This window comes from Shimwellia blattae DSM 4481 = NBRC 105725, assembly GCF_000262305.1.
Classification (GTDB): Bacteria; Pseudomonadota; Gammaproteobacteria; order Enterobacterales; family Enterobacteriaceae; genus Shimwellia; species Shimwellia blattae.
This window is the reverse complement of record NC_017910.1, coordinates 691,538-707,745: the sequence shown is the minus strand read 5'-3', so window position 1 is coordinate 707,745 and position 16,208 is coordinate 691,538. Positions and strand designations below refer to the sequence as shown.

Sequence of the window (16,208 nt, the reverse complement as noted above, 5' to 3'; positions counted from 1 at the left end):
GTTACTGACCACTCGCTGTCATTTTCTGGTGTTTATCAAGGAATTCTTTCATCTCTTTCGGGCTCTGATACCCGGGCACCACGGTGCCGTCTTTCAGCACAATGGCAGGGGTGCCCTGAACCCCGAACTGGATCCCCAGCTTATAGTGGTTTGCCAGGTTAACGGCACAGCTGGCCGGGGCCACTTTGCCGCCTTTCATGGCCGCGTCGAAGGCTTTGTTTTTGTCTTTAGCACACCAGATAGCTTTCATATCCTGCTCGGCCTGGCTGTTCAGCCCCTGGCGCGGGAAGGCAAGGTAGCGCACGGTGATCCCCAGCGCGTTGTAGTCGCTCATCTCTTCGTGCAGCTTGTGGCAGTAGCCGCAGGTGATGTCGGTAAACACGGTGATAACGTGTTTCTCGTTGGGGGATTTATAGGTAATCATCTCTTTTTCCAGCCCGTTGAGCTTACCAAGCAGCAGCTGGTTGGTGACATTAACCGGCTGTTTGCCGCTCACGTCATACAGCGGGCCCTGAATCACATGTTTGCCGTCGTCGGTCACGTACAGTACGCCGCTGTCGGTCAGTACCGTTTTCATGCCAGCCAGCGGCGCGGGCTGAATATCCGGGCTGGAGACGCCAAGGTGGCTTAACGCCTGTTTGATGGCGGCGTCATCTGCATGGGCAAAGCCGGAAACTGTGGTTGCCAGCAGTGCCAGCAGTAATACACCTTTTTTCATTATTTCATCCTTTCGGGTTAATCCGGCACTCACGCCCGCGGGTGGTGCTGTTGATGCAGCTGACGCAACCGCTCTGTCGCTACATGGGTATAAATCTGGGTGGTAGACAGATCGCTGTGGCCAAGCAGCATCTGTACGACGCGTAAATCCGCGCCATGGTTCAGTAAATGGGTGGCAAACGCATGGCGCAGCACATGGGGCGAGAGCTTTTCGCTGTCGATACCCGCAAGCGTCGCATAATGTTTGATCCGATGCCAGAAGGTCTGGCGGGTCATTTGCCGGGCCCGGTTGCTGGGAAAGACCACATCAACCGAGGCGCCATTCAGCAACCAGGGGCGGCCATATTCAAGGAAGTTTTCCAGCCAGTAAACCGCCTCTTCCCCCAGGGGGACCAGGCGCTCTTTGTTGCCCTTACCGATAACCCGCACCACCCCCTGGCGCAGGCTGATGTCGCTCATGGTCAGCCCCACCAGCTCCGACACGCGCAGGCCGGTAGCGTAGAGCAGCTCCAGCATGGCTTTGTCGCGCAGCTCAATGGGCTGATCAACCACCGGGGCCTGTAGCAGGCGCTCTACCTGGGCCTCAGAGAGATCTTTGGGTAACCGCTGGGGCAACTTGGGTGATGACAGCAGCGCACTGGGATCGTCCTGGCGCAGCTTTTCACGGTACAGATACTGAAACAAGCGGCGCACCGCACTCAGTAACCGGGCCGAACTGGTGGCCTTGTAGCCCCCTTCCAGGCGCTCTGCCAGCAGTTGCTGTAAATCGCAGGCCTGGGCGGTCAGCAAGCCAAGCTGGCGGTGCTGTAGCCACTCCAGGGTCATGGTCAGATCGCGCCGGTAAGCGCTGAGGGTGTTTTCAGCCAGGTTGCGCTCCAGCCAGAGCGTATCGAGGAATTGTTCAATACGGGCCAGATCCTGCCCCGCTTCCTGTTCGACTTCCCGCGCCACTGCAGCCTCCTGATTGTGTTGATTGTGCCCATTATGCCTGAAGAGTGCCATGATCTGGTACACTGCCCGGCATGCGTGAGACGAGTTGAGTTTTTACCCTATGAAAATTGGTCTTTTTTATGGTTCCAGCACCTGCTACACCGAAATGGCCGCGGAAAAGATCCGCGATATTATCGGCCCGGAGCTGGTTACCCTGCATAACCTTAAGGATGACGCTCCGGCCCTGATGGAGCAATACGATGTCCTGATCCTTGGTATTCCTACCTGGGATTTTGGCGAACTACAGGAAGACTGGGAAGCCATCTGGGATCAGCTCCCCGGGCTGAACCTGGCCGGTAAAATTGTCGCGCTCTACGGTATGGGCGATCAGCTGGGTTACGGCGAGTGGTTCCTGGATGCCCTGGGCATGCTGCACGATAAGCTCGCCCCGCTGGGGGTAAACTTTATTGGTTACTGGCCTACCGAAGGCTACGAGTTCACCAGTAAAAAACCGGTGATTGCCGGTGGCGAGCTGTTTGTGGGCCTGGCGCTGGATGAAACCAACCAGTACGACCTGAGCGACGAGCGGCTGCAAACCTGGTGTGAGCAGATCCTCGGCGAGATGGCGGAACAGTTCAGTTAAAAAAATCCCCCGCGCTAATGCGGGGGTTGATATTTTTGCTCTGCCAGTACCCGGCGCAGATCGCGCCATTCGCCCTGATCAACACTGTCCGATGCCACCCACAGAAGATGGCGGCGGGCGGTGGTTGTATCGCGCAGGCGCAGCAACATACCGGCACGGCTCATCCAGGGGGTACCCAGGATAAGCCAGTCGCGCCCCAGCCAGTGAAGCTGGCTGTTATCCAGCAGTTTTATCTCGCCGTGGCGGGCATTAATCCGCCGCTGGCTGCGCACGCAGTCCAGCACGACCAGCGACAACAGCAGCAGCCAGACGGGCAGATAATTTAGCGGCCAGGGCAGCAGCAGCACTACCGCCGCCACAATGCCGTGGAGCAGTAAAGAAAGCCACTGTGCGCGCCAGGAGACGCGTAATTCAGATTGCCACAGGACCACGTTCCCGGTTCCGTTGCTGGATCAAGGCAATCATATGCTGGAGGTCAGCATCCGCAGGTTTACCGTGATTCATCAGCCAGTTAAACAAATCCGGATCGTCGCACGCCAGAAGGCGGACAAAGGTGTGCTTTTCATCGTCACTGAGGGTGTCATAATCATGCTCAAAGAACGGCATAATGGAAATATCCAGTTCGCGCATTCCGCGCCGGCAGGCCCAGTGAATCCGGGCTTTGTTATTGATATCCATAAAATCTATCCTGTGTGATTACCTGGTCTGGGCGCTAGTGTAGCGTGTTTTTCGCCCCGGCTGCAGGCAATGTTGCCGATAAGTGTATTTTACCTGCCCCGGTATCCTTATCTTCCGGGGATTCTCTGCCAACGGCACAAATCGCATGCTGAAAGCATTTGCTTTGGCAGGCGCCTATTTTACCATTAGCTCAACAATCTGTTGGGTAACCGGAGCTTTTCTATGGCATTCACCCCATTTGCTGCACGACAACCCGCTGCTGCCGGGCATCTCCCTCTGACGCTGATTTCACTGGAAGCCTGGGCGCTGTCTGTTATCAGTGGCCCGGACAGCGAGAAATACCTGCAGGGACAAGTCACCGCAGACATCACGCAACTGACCGCCTCTCAGCACCTGCTGACCGCGCACTGTGATGCTAAAGGAAAAATGTGGAGCAATTTACGCATTTTCCGGCATGGCGACGATTTTTTCTGGATAGAGCGCCGCAGCGTACAGCAAAGCCAGCTGACCGCGCTGAAAAAATATGCTGTCTTCTCCAGAGTAACCATCAGTGCCGATGACTCCCGGGTATTACTGGGTGTGGCCGGGCAGAATGCCCGCGAGGCGCTGGCGAGCCTGTACCCTTCCCTGCCCGATGCCACCACCCAGGTCACCCACGACGGCGACACCACCCTGCTGTGGTTTGGCCTGCCGGAAGAGCGCTTCCTGGTGGTAACCCACGAAGACGGGGCCGAAGCCCTGGTCAGCGCCCTGAAAGACCGCGCCCGTTTTAACAACAGCGACCAGTGGCTGGCGCTGAATATCGAGGCGGGGCTGGCGGTTATCGACGAGCCCACCAGCGCCCAGTTGATCCCCCAGGCCACCAATATTCAGGCACTCGGCGGTATCAGCTTTAAAAAGGGCTGCTATACCGGCCAGGAGACCGTGGCCCGGGCTAAATTTCGCGGGGCCAATAAGCGCGCCCTGTGGACACTGGCCGGTAGCGCCAGCCGGGTGCCGGAAGCCGGTGAAGATCTGGAGCTGAAGCTGGGCGATAACTGGCGGCGCACCGGTACTGTGCTGGCGGCAGTTATGCTGGAAGATAACCGCCTGGAAGTGCAGGTGGTAATGAACAACGATATGGCGCCAGACAGCGTGTTCCGGGTGCGCGATGACGCAGACGGCTGTCTGACCATTCAGCAGCTGCCCTACTCCCTGGCCGAAGAGTCATAAGGTACGCGGGGGCCACCTGGCCCCCTGCGGTTTTACAGGGCCTCCCCGTTACTGGCGATAACCCCCTGATACCAGTAAAAACTTTTCTTGCGCGAGCGGGCCATATCCCCGGTGCCGTCATCGTGTTTATTCACATAGATAAAGCCGTAGCGCTTGCTGTACTGGCCGGTGGTAAAGGACACGCAGTCAATGCAGCCCCAGGGGGTGTAGCCCATCAGCGCGACCCCGTCGTGGGTGACAGCCTTGATCATCTCGGCAATATGGGCACGCAGGTAGTCAATGCGGTAATCATCATTGATGGTGCCGTCTGACTCCACCTTGTCACAGGCGCCGAAACCGTTCTCCACAATAAACAGCGGCTTCTGGTAGCGCTCATAGAGCTCGCACAGGGCGTAACGCAGGCCCACCGGATCGATCTGCCACCCCCAGTCTGAAGCCTTCACATAAGGGTTGGGCACACTGCCCTCAAAGCCAGAGATAGCGTCGCCGCTTCCTCCGCTGGCTTTCACCGCGCAGGTCATGTAATAGCTGAACCCCAGGAAATCACAGGTACCCTCGCGCAGGATCTGCTCATCACCGGGGGCCATATGAATATGAAAACCGCGGCGCTGCCACTCGTTAAGCACGTAGGAGGGGTAGTAACCACGCAGCTGAACATCCGTAAACAGGTAGCGCTCACGCATGGATTTTTGGGCAAACATCACGTCTTGCGGATCGCAGGAGAACGGATACAGCGCCACCATCGCCAGCATGCAGCCCACTTTCATTTCCGGGTTAATGCGCCGTGCCGCTTTCACCGCCAGGGCGCTGGCCACAAACTGGTGGTGCAGCACCTGGTACATGGTTTCTTCCGGGTTTTCGTGCTCCGTAAACACCACCCCGGAACAGCAGTAACCGAAAAGCGGTGCCCGCCAGTTGCGCTGGTTATTGATCTCGTTAAAGGTCATCCAGTATTTCACTTTATGGCAGTAGCGCTCAAACACCACCTCCGCGAAGCGGACAAAGCAGTCCACCACTTTGCGGCTGGTCCAGCCGCCATACTCCTGTACCAGATGCAGCGGCATTTCAAAGTGCGACAGGGTGATGACCGGTTCAATGTTGTACTTCAGCAGCTCATCAAACATATCATCATAAAACTTCAGCCCTGCTTCGTCCGGCTGCGGCTCATCCCCCTTCGGGAAGATGCGTGTCCAGGCAATGGAGGTGCGAAAACACTTAAACCCCATTTCGGCAAACAGTTTGATGTCTTCTTTGTAGCGGTGATAAAAATCCACCGCTTCATGGTTCGGGTAGTATTTGCCCGGCTCTACCCGGGGGGTTATCTCCCGGGGAACACCGTGGGCACCGCCGGTCAGCACGTCGCAGATACTCGGGCCTTTCCCCCCCTGATCCCAGCCACCTTCCACCTGGTGGGCAGCCACCGCGCCCCCCCATAAGAAGTCTTCTGGCAGCGTCAGTTTTTTCATCATCCGGCTCCTGGTGAGAATATTCAATATAAGATATCCGGAGTCTAACAAAGCAAAACAGAATGTCACGATATAACAAATTACCCGCCAGGTAATTTGTTACACCGAAAAAACACCCTGTTATTTATTGCCACTTCAGGCCGTTTTTTTAGCCAACTTCCGGCCCAGGGTCTCAAGAATATATATCACCGGGATTTGGGTTGTAATATCGTAAACGCCGCCCACCCGGGTTTGTGGAATATGCCAGGAGAGGTTAAAATCCGCCAGCTTCGCCAGCGCGGAATTATCGTGGCTGGTAATCGACAGCACTTTACAGTGGTGCAGGCTGAACTGGCTGGCAAAGCGCAGTATCTCCGGCGTTTCGCCTGAAACTGACAGCACAATAGCCAGCGCATTTTTCGCCATGTCGCTGGTCACCGGGAAATAGGGATCATCAATATGATTGCTGAATTTACCCACATTAGAAAAGAAGCGCGCACCATATTTTGCCAGGGCACCAGAGGTGCCTGCGCCAACAAAAATAACCCGCTCCGAATTTATTATTATATCGACGGCGTCATCCAGTAGCTTTTCGAATTCATCATTACTGATACTTTTAAAAAAGCGGATCATTTCGCTGGTGCCAAACGGGCTGTTCAGCGGTTCATCCTGCTCCAGATATAATTTAAAGCGGATACGAAACTCAGAGTAGCCATCACAGTGTAATTTGCGGCAAAAGCGCAGCACGGTGGTGGTCGATACCCCGGCGGCTTCTGCCAGCTCGCGAATGGTCATGTACATCACCTTATCGCGATTTTTCAGCACATAGTTATAAACCTGCATTTCCAGCCCGTTAAGGCTGGCAATGGCGGCGTGAGTAAACATCGTCACATCGGGTTCCCCTGTTATCGCCCGGGGCCGGTTTAGCGTAACCAGCCTTTGTCCCGGGCAAGATATAGTTGCTGCTCAACATAGTGCCAGAGCGCCGGGAGCGTTTCCCCCACATGGGCGTTGCGGGCCAGTACCTGCTCCAGGGCAATATTGTTTTCCCGCCAGCTTTGCCCTTCATTGTGCAGGTTCTGGATAACCGGTAACAGCCGGTCCAGCGCCTCCGCGAAGCGGGCATCCGGGGTGGTGCCTGCGTCGTACTCTTGCCAGAGCGCCAGAAAACGCGCCCCGGTCTCCTCTGGCAGCAGGCCGAAGATGCGCCGCGCGGCGGCCGCTTCCTGCTCTGCCACCGCCGCACGCCCCGCCAGATCGTAAACCAGCACATCCCCCACGTCGATTTCCACAATATCGTGCAGCAGTGCCATCTGCACGACCCGCCCGATATCGGTCCCCGGTGGGGCCCAGGGGGCCAGGCTGATGGCCGCCATAGCAAAATGCCAGCTGTGTTCAGCCGAGTTTTCATGGCGGCCATGATGTTGCAGGCGGGTGCGCCGGTTCACCAGTTTCAGGGCGTCCAGCTCAATTAAAAAACCCAGGGTTTGTTGCAGAGGATCGTTCTTCACCGTGGTGTCATCTCTCAGATTCAGAAGGTTACAAAAGAGGTTGCAGAGAAGTTATCACAGCCGGTTGCCGGACGGGTTACATCGGTTCACAATATTATTTTAGCTAACAGGTGTTCACTGGAATTATTCTCAGTTAGGCTAGTGAGCGTAATTTATGTTCCGGCTTTCCGGGGGGAGTACAATGATCCGCAAACCACTTATGGCACAAGGATATTCTCTTGCCGAGGAGATAGCCAACAGTGTCAGCCACGGTATCGGTCTGGTGTTCGGTATTGTCGGGCTGGTGTTATTACTGGTCCAGGCCGTGGACACTAACGCCGGGGCAACGGCTATCACCAGCTATAGTCTGTATGGCGGCAGCATGATCCTGCTGTTCCTCGCCTCCACCCTGTATCACGCGATCCCCCACCAGCGGGCGAAAGTGTGGCTGAAAAAATGCGACCACTGCGCAATTTACCTGCTGATCGCCGGGACCTACACCCCCTTTCTGCTGGTGGGGCTGGATTCGCCCCTCGCCAGGGGGCTGATGATCGTTATCTGGAGCCTGGCGCTACTGGGGATCCTGTTTAAGCTGACTATCGCCCACCGTTTTAAGGTGCTGTCGCTGGTGACCTATCTGGTCATGGGCTGGCTGTCGCTGATTGTGATTTATCAGCTGGCTATCAAGCTCTCAATTGGCGGGGTTACGCTGCTGGCGGCCGGTGGGGTGGTCTATTCCCTCGGGGTTATTTTTTATGTCTGCAAGCGCATTCCGTTTAATCACGCCATCTGGCACGGTTTTGTGCTGGGGGGCAGTGTCTGCCACTTTCTGGCGATTTATCTGTATGTCAGTTAATACCGGGGGCACAGCCCCCGGTGTCTATTTTCCCCCGGCCAGATCAATAATACTGCCTGTCACGTATGACGCTTTCTCACTCAGCAGCCAGACTATGGCTTCGGCCACTTCCTGTGGGTGGCCGCCACGCTGCATAGGCAGGCTGTGGCTGACCCGGTCAACCCGGCCTGGCTCACCGCCGCTGGCATGCATGTCAGTGTAAATAAATCCCGGCCGGACCCCATTCACCCGGATCCCACAGGCCGCCACTTCAAGCGAAAGGCCCACTGTCAGCGTATCCACTGCCCCTTTAGAGGCGGCATAATCCAGATATTCCCCCGCAGAGCCAAGCCGTGCCGCAGCCGATGACACATTCACAATCGCCCCACCTTGCCCCCCATGCCGGTGGGACATACGCTTCACCGCTTCACGGCAGCAGAGGAAATACCCGGTAACGTTCGTCGCCAGAACCTCACTAATCCGCCGGGCACTGAGTTGCTCAATCGTACATTGCCGGAACAGGATCCCGGCATTGTTCACCAGCGCGCTCAGGGGCTCTTCCTGCTTATCCAGGGCAGCAAATAGCGCCTCTACCTGCGTTTCATTGCTGATGTCCGCCTGCTGGCTGAATGCCCGCCCCCCTTTGCTGAGGATTTCGGCTACCACAGCTTCTGCTGCCGCATGGTTGTTCCGGTAATTCACCACCACGGTATAGCCCTCTCTGCCCAGTTGCAGTGCTGTCGCCTTCCCTATCCCCCGGCTGCCGCCAGTCACCAGTGCCAGAGCCATAATTCATATCCTCCTGTTGATGCGCATGGTCTTTTACTCTGGATGGATTCACCTTGCTTTGCCAGTTTTTAGGCTCCTGTTCACTAAACAAACACAGACCGGATCCAGGCTCCCCTCACCCGTGGAGTTGTGCGGCCAGCAGCGCAGCCCCCCGGGCGCCATTAAATGCCGAGGAGGAGGCCGCCATAAAGCGGACGCTGGCGCCAGGAAGCGGCTTGCGGACATACCGGCAAATCAGCGCTGTCAGCCGCTCCCGGGGGAACCCCGCCATATCCATCACCCCGCCTCCCAGTACCACCACATCCGGATCAAACAGATTAATCGCCGTGGCAATCCCCTGCGCGCCGCGTAACAGCATCTGGCGGACTTCCGGCTCCTGCGTTGCGTGAAGGAATAACTCACCCAGCGCATACTGACGCGGCACCTGCTGATACCACTGGCGCAGCGCCCGCCCGGAGCATAAGGTTTCCAGGCACCCCGGATTGCCGCAGGTACATGTCAGTTGCGGATCCCCCAGCGGAATATGGCCCAGCTCACCCGCCGCACCGTGTGCCCCCAGCCAGGGCCCACCGTTCAGCCAGACAGCAAACCCCATACCGGTGCCCAGGTAAGCCCCCAGTACCACCTGGTCTTCAAGGTGATTTTCCGCCACGTCCCAGCGCAGCTGCAGGTTCACATCCCGGGAGAAGGCCACCGGGCAACCCAGCGTCTGCTCAAGCGCCCCGGCCAGCCCCAGAAAGGAAGAGGCGCCCAGCGCCAGGTTCGGTGCGGAAAGCACACGTCGCCGGTCCCGGGCGACCAGGGCGGGAAACCCCACCACCAGCCCGGTACAGCGGGCCTCCTGGCGTATGATTTCCGGCGCAAGAACGCCCGTGATCCCTGCACAAATTCCCCGCTGAATCACCGCCTCAGTGAGCTGTTTGCTGCGAAAGAGCAGCTCGCCCTCAGAGTTATGCAGGCAAAAACGGATATGGGTCGCCCCCATATCCACCCCGGCCACCACCCTATGAGGCGAACGCATTGTGCAGCCCCTGTTGCGCCTGGTTGATTTCCGCCACCATCTCCCCCCAGGCCTGGCTGAGATCCGCACTGCGGTTAAACAGCCCCGAAGAGCCGACAATCAGCACATCGGCCCCGGCATCAATCAGCAGCCGCCAGGTGGCAGTATTGCAGGAGCCATCCACTTCAATATCAAAAGCCAGCCCCTCCCTTGCGCGCCAGTGTTTAAGCTCCGTGATTTTGCTGAGCATCTCCCGGATAAACGGCTGCCCGGCAAAACCGGGATCCACCGTCATCACGGTCACCTTATCCGCGTGGTGCAGGTAATATTTCATCGTGTCGGGGGCGGTTTCCGGGTTAATAATCAGCCCCACTTTCATGCCCCGGCGGCGTATTTCCGCCATCAGCCGGAAGGCCTGACCGTTGAGCGTTTCCGGGTGCAGGGTCAGCATACTGGCCCCGGCCTCTGCCAGCGGCGCAATATAATCCTGAGGGCGGGTAACCATAAGGTGGCAGTCCAGCGGAATGGTAGCCAGCTTACTGACCTGGCCGACAAAAAACGGGGATAAGGTCAGATTAGGGACAAAATGCCCGTCCATAATATCGAGATGAAAATAGTCCGCGTGGCGGTCCAGAAACGTAATCTGCTCTTTAAACGCCGCCAGATCCATACACATCAGAGAGGGCGAAATTTTCATATTCACTCCTGTATTGGCAATGTTATTTACTGATTAATCTGTCCAGCGCCACGGCGGCAATAATCAGCCCGCCCATCACCACCAGCTGGTAATAGGTCTGCACCTGTAAAATATTCAGGCCATTATTAATGGTGCCGATAATCAGACCGCCTATCACCACCGAGAAAATCCGCCCCTTACCGCCAAAGAAGCTGGTGCCGCCGATAATCGCACTGGCGATGGCGTAAGTTTCAAACCCCATACCCGCCAGCGGCTCCGCCGCCCCCAGGCGCGCGGTCGACACTACCCCCGCAAGCCCGGCGCAGATACCGGAAATCACGAACACCACCAGCATGTGAAATTTCACATCAATACCGGAGTAAAAGGCGGATGATTTATTACCGCCCAGGGCGTAGATATTGCGCCCCAGCCGGGTCCAGGTGGTCAGAAACCACAGTAGCCCGGCCACCAGCAGGGCGAAAATAACCGGCACCGGGATCCCCAGCACGCTGGCGGCAAAGAAATTCACAAACCCGAAGGAGAAGCCATACACGGAGCTGGCGTCTGAAATAACCAGCGTGACACCGCGGAAAATCGCATTCGTGCCGAGGGTGATAATAAACGGGTGCAGCCCGGTCCAGTTCACCAGGCAGCCGTTGATCGCCCCCAGCGCGCCCCCCACCAGTACCCCACCCACCAGGGCGGCGAGTAGCGGATCCCAGCCCGCCAGCATCAGTTTGGCGGTCACCATGCCCGAAAGCGCCAGAATCGCCCCCACGGACAGGTCAATCCCCGCCACCAGGATGGCAAAAAACTCCCCCATGCCTATCAGCACCGTTACCGCGCTTTGTACCAGGATCTGGGTAAGGTTATTGCTGGTCAGAAAATAGGCCGGTGACAGGCTGGCGAAAATGGTCACGATAATCGCCAGAATAAAAAAGGTGCCGTACTGCTCCCAGAAGCGGGCAAAATTAAACCCGGGGGAGCGCTGTTTTACGCTTGTGGCAGAGCCCATACCATGATCTCCTCTTCGCTGATATCCGGATGATTTTCCAGGGTTTGAGTCAGTTGACCGGCGCAGAAAACGGCGATGCGATCGCACACCGCGATGAGCTCTGGCAGCTCCGAAGAGACCATCAGAATCACTTTCCCGTCATCCGCCAGCTGGCGCATCACCCGGTAGATTTCCGCTTTGGCCCCCACATCAATGCCCCGGGTGGGTTCGTCAAAAATAAGCACCTGCGGGCGGCAACACAGCCATTTGGAAATCAGCACCTTTTGCTGGTTTCCCCCGGAAAGTTCGCCAATATTCTGCTCCACACTCTGGCACTTCAGCCCCAGCAACTGGCGCTGGTGCTGTGCCTGCTCCCGCTCGGCCTTGCGGTTAATCAGCCCCAGGGCACCTTTGTAGCCCCCCTGCTTCAGGCTGTGGCTGATGGCCATATTCTGGGCGATGGAAAAATTGGCGAAGAACCCGGTTTCCCGGCGGTTTTCGGTGATATAGGCCATGCCTTTTTTCAGGGCGTCCAGCGGCGATCGCGGGGTGATGGTCTCACCGTACAGGCGGATCTCACCGGCGCTGCGCGGTTCGACCCCAAACAGGCAGTTCATCAGCTCGGTGCGCCCGGCCCCCACCAGCCCGGCAAACCCGAGGATCTCGCCGCGCCGCACGCTGAACGAAATATTGCGCACCCGCTTCCCGTCGCGGCTGGTCACCTGGCGGACATCCAGGGCGATGGGGGCGGTGTCATCCCCTTGCGGGGAGCGAGCCCGGCGTAACTGCACCTCCCGGCCCACCATCAGGCGCACTATTTCGCGGTTACTGATCTGCGCCGTCAGGCCGCTGCACACGGTGTGGCCGTCTTTCATTACCGTGTAGCGATCGCAGATGCGCCGGATCTCTGCCAGCTTGTGGGAGATATACACCATGGCGGTGCCCTCGCTGCGTAGCCGCTGCATAATCAGGAACAGGGAGTCCACCTCTTTGCTGGTTAATGAGGAGGTGGGCTCATCCATAATAATGACCCGGGCGTCGAGCATCAGCGCTTTGGCAATTTCCAGCATCTGCTTATGGCCGATAGCCAGATTGGCGACTTTTTCATCCAGCGGCACTTTTAGCCCGACACGTAATAGCATCATGGCGGCGCGGCGGCGCATTTCCGGCCAGTCAATGATTTTTATTCCCCAGCGGGTTCGCATCAGGTGGCGGCCAATATACAGATTCTCCAGAACGCTTAATTCATCAATAACGCTCAGCTCCTGGTAAATAATCCCGATACCCAGCCCGGCGGCCTGCTTATGATCCAGCTTGTGGTAATCCGTATTATTCACCGTAATAACGCCCCGGGTGGGGGAGTAAATACCGGATAATATTTTCATCAGGGTCGATTTCCCGGCGCCATTTTCCCCGAGTAATGCGTGGATCTCGCCAGGGTAAATATCAATATCGACCGCGGTTAATGCGTGAACCGGACCAAAAGACTTACCGATCCCCGCCATCGTAATATAAGGCGTGGTCATAACGAGCCTCTGTTACGGGCAGGCTTCGCTGCCCGGTGGTGTGGAGGGTGTATCAGCCGTTAGCGGCATCCCGGGTGATCAGTAACGAATCCACCAGCGTAAAGACCGGTGGCTGATCCGGGGCGATAACCTTGCCGTTACGGGCGGCCTCTACCAGCAGTTTGAGCCCCGTGGCGCCGATATCCTGCGGGTTCTGGGCCACGGTGGCCGTCATCATGCCGGAGGCGACCATCTTGCGGGCCTCGGGGATGCCGTCTGTCCCTACCACCAGGATTTCCCCGGTTTTACCCGCATTGGCTACGGCCTGGGCCACCCCCATTGCCATGGTGTCGTTAGCGCAGTAAAAGGCTTTAAGATCCGGGTTGCGCTGCAACACATTGGTGGCTACATCCAGCGCTTTTATCCGATCCCAGTCGGCAGGCTGGCTGGCCACCAGTTGTACCTGCGGGGCGTTGCCAAATGCACCGCTGGCACCGGTGCGCCGGGCCTCGCCCGAGGCATTCCCCGCCTTCCCTTCAATAATCGCCACCTGCCCGCCTGCTTCACCCAGTGCATTAATAATATATTCCGCCCCCTTTGCGCCCACGGCCACATTATCTGTTGTGACGAAGCCTTCAATATTGCCGCCCGCTTTGGTGAGATTATCCAGGTCAATTTTTTCATCCAGATTGACCAGATAAATGCCGTTTTTCCACGCCCGGGCGACCGGAATAACCAGATTCACGGCGGATAGCGGCGCAAAGGCGATGCCTTTATATTTTTTATTAATTAAATCCTCAAAGAGCTGGAGCTGGGACTGAAAATCCCCCTCCGACGGTGAGGCAAATATATCGACACTGACGCCAAGTTTTCTGGCCTCATCCTCAATGCCCTTTTTCATATCCACCCAGAATGGGTTAGACAGGGTTTTTAAAACAATCGCGTAATCAGAGGCGGCCAGGGCACAGGCAGAAAACAGCAGGCCCACAGCAGCAGCGCTGAAATATTTCAGATATTTATTCATCATATTTTTCTCACTATCAGAGTGTTGGCTTCAGGTGTCGTGAACCCCACCTTCGTGAGGTGTCTGCGGTTATTTCCTCATGTTGTTTAGCGCAATGAGCCCGCGGCAAACCACGCGCCAATTGCCGCCGTTTTTTGCATATTGCGGTTGGCCCGGGCCACATCCTGCTGCGCGACCGCCACAAACAAGGCATCCAGTAGCGTGAGCTGCAGGATCCTGGCCGAGGCATTACGCCCCAGTAGCGGGGTATCCGGGGCCGGTGAGCAGATAATAAAATCCGCCAGTTGCGCAATCGGCGAGTGGTGGCTGTGGGTAATGCAGATAATCTGCGCCCCGTTTTGTTTTGCCAGCCGGACAGCCGCCTCAATATCGCTGGTGTGGCCGGAGTGTGTCACCACCAGTACCACATCCCCGGGTTGCAGTAAGGCGGCCGACATCGCCATCAGGTGCGCGTCACTATAAGTCTGGCAGCGCACCCCAATGCGCAGGAATTTGTGCCGCACATCGGCACAGATTGCATTCGAGCCCCCCGCGCCATACAGATCCCGCTGTTGTGCCTGCCAGAAGCAGCGCGCTGCCCGGCGGATCTCCTCGGCATTGACGATGGACTGCCCTTCAATAATGGTGCGCAGGCTGCTGTTAAACACCTTGTTGACCACATCCTGGGGCTCTTCATCAAATGCCAGCTCGCTGGGCAGCACCGCCTCAGACTGGATAAAATACTCCTGCAGCGCACTGCGTAACTGCCTGAAGCCGCTAAACCCCAGCAGCTTAGCCACTTTGACTATCATCGCCTCCGATACGCCCAGCGCCCGGGAAACCTCCCTGATTGCCGGGCTGGCCTGCAAGTTGCCCGGCACCAGCAGCCAGTCCACAATGCGGCTTTCGTTGCCGGTCATCCCCTCCTGGCGCATACGCAGCCAGGGGGCCAGGCCGATCCCGGCGGGGATCTGTTCTGTGGGGGTTGCTGTCATGGCGCCACCTGCTGAAAAATGAAACTGGCGACAATACAACCACAAGCGCCCGGCAAAATATGCAACCCACTTCACAAACAGTAATTTTTAATAAAGTTATTGATAATCATTGTCTTGCGTTAGTTTTTCCCGTTAAAAGAACCCTTAATACACCGCTGTACAACCGGCTATCCGCCGCCCGCTAATCCTGCCAAAAATCGAATAATCGCGATTGTTTTCGCCACACCTCCCCGCTACAACAGCGCTACTGCACCCGGATGACTGGGCATATTCATCAGACATATCTTCACAAATAGCACCTGTTCGTGAAGCAACGCGCAAAACTGACGGAGGCACCATGAAAACAGTGGCCATTGGCTGTGACCATATCGGGTTCGCCCTGCAACCCGCCATCATCCGCCATATGCAGGAGAAGGGTATCCGGGTGCTGGATAAGGGCACCACCAGCGCAACGCGCACTGATTACCCCCTCTATGCCCGGGCCGTGGCTGATGCGGTTGCCCGCGGGGAGGCAGACGGCGGGATCCTTATTTGCGGCACCGGGGTGGGTATGGCGATCGCCGCCAATAAAGTGGCCGGGATCCGGGCGGTGGTGTGCAGCGAGCCCTATTCCGCGCAGCTTTCCCGCCAGCATAACGACACCAATGTTCTGGCATTCGGTGCCCGGGTGGTGGGGGAAGCACTGGCGAAGATGATTGTCGACTGCTGGCTGGCGGCAGAGTTTGAAGGGGGCAGGCATCAGGCCCGGGTTACGGCCATTAGCCGCTGATGTGCACAGGAGGTCATCATGTTCTTCTCTGTCGGGGTCGAATCACCAGAAAATACCCATACCGCCTATGGCATTATTGTTCCGGCCTTTGATCGGCTGAATTACGGATGTATCTCCGCCGCCGATGAAATGGCCGATATCCCGGTGATGGCGCGTGAGGTTATCCTGAGTGTGGTCGAAGAGATGATGCTTTCGGGTGCATACTCGGTGGAAGATATTACCGATGCTGGCGTCGCAACCTACGCAGGAGAGAGTGAATATGCCGGGTTCGATACCTGGTTTATGATAGATGTTGATCTCAGTGAATTCTCGGGAAAACAGCAGCGTATCAATATTACGCTACCCGATGTACTTATTAAGCGAATTGATCAATTCATTCAGGGAAATCGCCTGGAGTACCGGGATCGCAGCCACTTTTTAGCCCAGGCAGCACGGCATGAGCTAACGGGAAATCACCTTTTCTGATCAGCAATAGATTGCAGTCAGCCAGAAAAAAGGGCGCCGCAGCGCCCTGTTACTCACATAAC

Annotated in this window: 19 protein-coding genes; 5 read left to right on the top strand and 14 right to left on the bottom strand. The window is 57.0% G+C overall.

Translation table 11 applies throughout. The features are described 5' to 3' along the window. Position 1: 1 nt before the first annotated feature. Complete coding sequence (gene dsbC / locus EBL_RS03320; protein ID WP_002444979.1) at positions 2-718, bottom strand: bifunctional protein-disulfide isomerase/oxidoreductase DsbC; 717 nt, start codon at positions 716-718, stop codon at positions 2-4. Positions 719-747: 29 nt separating this feature from the next. Then, the gene (gene xerD / locus EBL_RS03315; protein WP_014715825.1) at positions 748-1,719 is read right to left on the bottom strand and encodes a site-specific tyrosine recombinase XerD; all 972 of its coding nucleotides are present in this window, start codon (positions 1,717-1,719) and stop codon (positions 748-750) included. Between the two features lie 49 nt (positions 1,720-1,768). On the opposite strand from xerD, the gene fldB reads away from it, so the two are divergent. Continuing rightward, positions 1,769-2,290 (top strand): flavodoxin FldB, encoded by a 522-nt coding sequence (gene fldB, locus EBL_RS03310; protein WP_002444975.1) that lies wholly within the window; start codon positions 1,769-1,771, stop codon positions 2,288-2,290. A 14-nt stretch (positions 2,291-2,304) separates the two neighbouring features. Here the strand turns inward: fldB and EBL_RS03305 are convergent, their stop codons facing one another. Both EBL_RS03305 and sdhE read right to left on the bottom strand, forming a co-directional pair. Continuing rightward, entirely contained in the window at positions 2,305-2,721 is a 417-nt protein-coding gene (locus EBL_RS03305) for a protein YgfX (RefSeq protein WP_002444974.1), read from the bottom strand. Continuing rightward, entirely contained in the window at positions 2,702-2,968 is a 267-nt protein-coding gene (sdhE, locus tag EBL_RS03300; RefSeq protein WP_002444972.1) for an FAD assembly factor SdhE, read from the bottom strand. Before sdhE ends, EBL_RS03305 begins: the two co-directional genes overlap by 20 nt. A gap of 222 nt (positions 2,969-3,190) precedes the next feature. On the opposite strand from sdhE, the gene ygfZ reads away from it, so the two are divergent. Continuing rightward, complete coding sequence (gene ygfZ / locus EBL_RS03295; protein ID WP_002444970.1) at positions 3,191-4,180, top strand: tRNA-modifying protein YgfZ; 990 nt, start codon at positions 3,191-3,193, stop codon at positions 4,178-4,180. 32 nt (positions 4,181-4,212) lie between these two features. Here ygfZ and EBL_RS03290 read toward each other — a convergent pair whose 3' ends face one another. From EBL_RS03290 to EBL_RS03280, 3 genes are all read right to left on the bottom strand, one after another. Beyond that, positions 4,213-5,646 carry a 6-phospho-beta-glucosidase gene (locus tag EBL_RS03290; RefSeq protein WP_002444968.1) on the bottom strand — a complete coding sequence of 478 codons (1,434 nt, stop codon included), beginning with the start codon at positions 5,644-5,646 and terminating at the stop codon, positions 4,213-4,215. A 135-nt stretch (positions 5,647-5,781) separates the two neighbouring features. Further along, positions 5,782-6,510, bottom strand: coding sequence for a MurR/RpiR family transcriptional regulator (locus tag EBL_RS03285; protein WP_014715822.1), 729 nt, complete (start codon positions 6,508-6,510; stop codon positions 5,782-5,784). A 38-nt stretch (positions 6,511-6,548) separates the two neighbouring features. Further along, a complete protein-coding gene (locus EBL_RS03280; protein WP_002444964.1) occupies positions 6,549-7,136 on the bottom strand; it encodes an HD domain-containing protein in 588 nt (195 codons plus the stop codon). A gap of 181 nt (positions 7,137-7,317) precedes the next feature. On the opposite strand from EBL_RS03280, the gene trhA reads away from it, so the two are divergent. Beyond that, positions 7,318-7,971, top strand: a complete 654-nt coding sequence (trhA, locus tag EBL_RS03275) for a PAQR family membrane homeostasis protein TrhA (protein WP_002444962.1) — start codon at positions 7,318-7,320, stop codon at positions 7,969-7,971. Between the two features lie 24 nt (positions 7,972-7,995). Here the strand turns inward: trhA and EBL_RS03270 are convergent, their stop codons facing one another. The 7 genes from EBL_RS03270 to EBL_RS03240 all read right to left on the bottom strand — a co-directional run bounded on the left by EBL_RS03270 (position 7,996) and on the right by EBL_RS03240 (position 14,912). Further along, a complete protein-coding gene (locus tag EBL_RS03270) occupies positions 7,996-8,739 on the bottom strand; it encodes an SDR family oxidoreductase (protein WP_002444960.1) in 744 nt (247 codons plus the stop codon). A 115-nt stretch (positions 8,740-8,854) separates the two neighbouring features. Continuing rightward, positions 8,855-9,760, bottom strand: coding sequence for an allose kinase (gene alsK, locus EBL_RS03265; protein WP_002444958.1), 906 nt, complete (start codon positions 9,758-9,760; stop codon positions 8,855-8,857). Continuing rightward, positions 9,744-10,436, bottom strand: a complete 693-nt coding sequence (gene alsE / locus EBL_RS03260) for a D-allulose 6-phosphate 3-epimerase (protein WP_002444956.1) — start codon at positions 10,434-10,436, stop codon at positions 9,744-9,746. Before alsE ends, alsK begins: the two co-directional genes overlap by 17 nt. Before the next feature lie 22 nt (positions 10,437-10,458). After that, positions 10,459-11,430, bottom strand: a complete 972-nt coding sequence (gene alsC / locus EBL_RS03255) for a D-allose ABC transporter permease (protein WP_002444954.1) — start codon at positions 11,428-11,430, stop codon at positions 10,459-10,461. Continuing rightward, a complete protein-coding gene (gene alsA, locus EBL_RS03250) occupies positions 11,409-12,935 on the bottom strand; it encodes a D-allose ABC transporter ATP-binding protein AlsA (protein WP_002444952.1) in 1,527 nt (508 codons plus the stop codon). The genes alsC and alsA overlap by 22 nt, the downstream gene beginning before the upstream one ends. Before the next feature lie 52 nt (positions 12,936-12,987). Continuing rightward, complete coding sequence (gene alsB, locus EBL_RS03245; RefSeq protein ID WP_002444949.1) at positions 12,988-13,938, bottom strand: D-allose transporter substrate-binding protein; 951 nt, start codon at positions 13,936-13,938, stop codon at positions 12,988-12,990. Positions 13,939-14,024: 86 nt separating this feature from the next. Further along, the gene (locus EBL_RS03240) at positions 14,025-14,912 is read right to left on the bottom strand and encodes a MurR/RpiR family transcriptional regulator (RefSeq protein ID WP_002444947.1); all 888 of its coding nucleotides are present in this window, start codon (positions 14,910-14,912) and stop codon (positions 14,025-14,027) included. A gap of 337 nt (positions 14,913-15,249) precedes the next feature. Between EBL_RS03240 and rpiB the strand changes: the two genes are divergently transcribed. Both rpiB and EBL_RS03230 read left to right on the top strand, forming a co-directional pair. Continuing rightward, a complete protein-coding gene (gene rpiB, locus EBL_RS03235; RefSeq protein WP_002444945.1) occupies positions 15,250-15,681 on the top strand; it encodes a bifunctional allose-6-phosphate isomerase/ribose-5-phosphate isomerase RpiB in 432 nt (143 codons plus the stop codon). Positions 15,682-15,699: 18 nt separating this feature from the next. Beyond that, positions 15,700-16,146, top strand: coding sequence for a type II toxin-antitoxin system HicB family antitoxin (locus EBL_RS03230; protein WP_002444942.1), 447 nt, complete (start codon positions 15,700-15,702; stop codon positions 16,144-16,146). Positions 16,147-16,208: the final 62 nt, after the last annotated feature.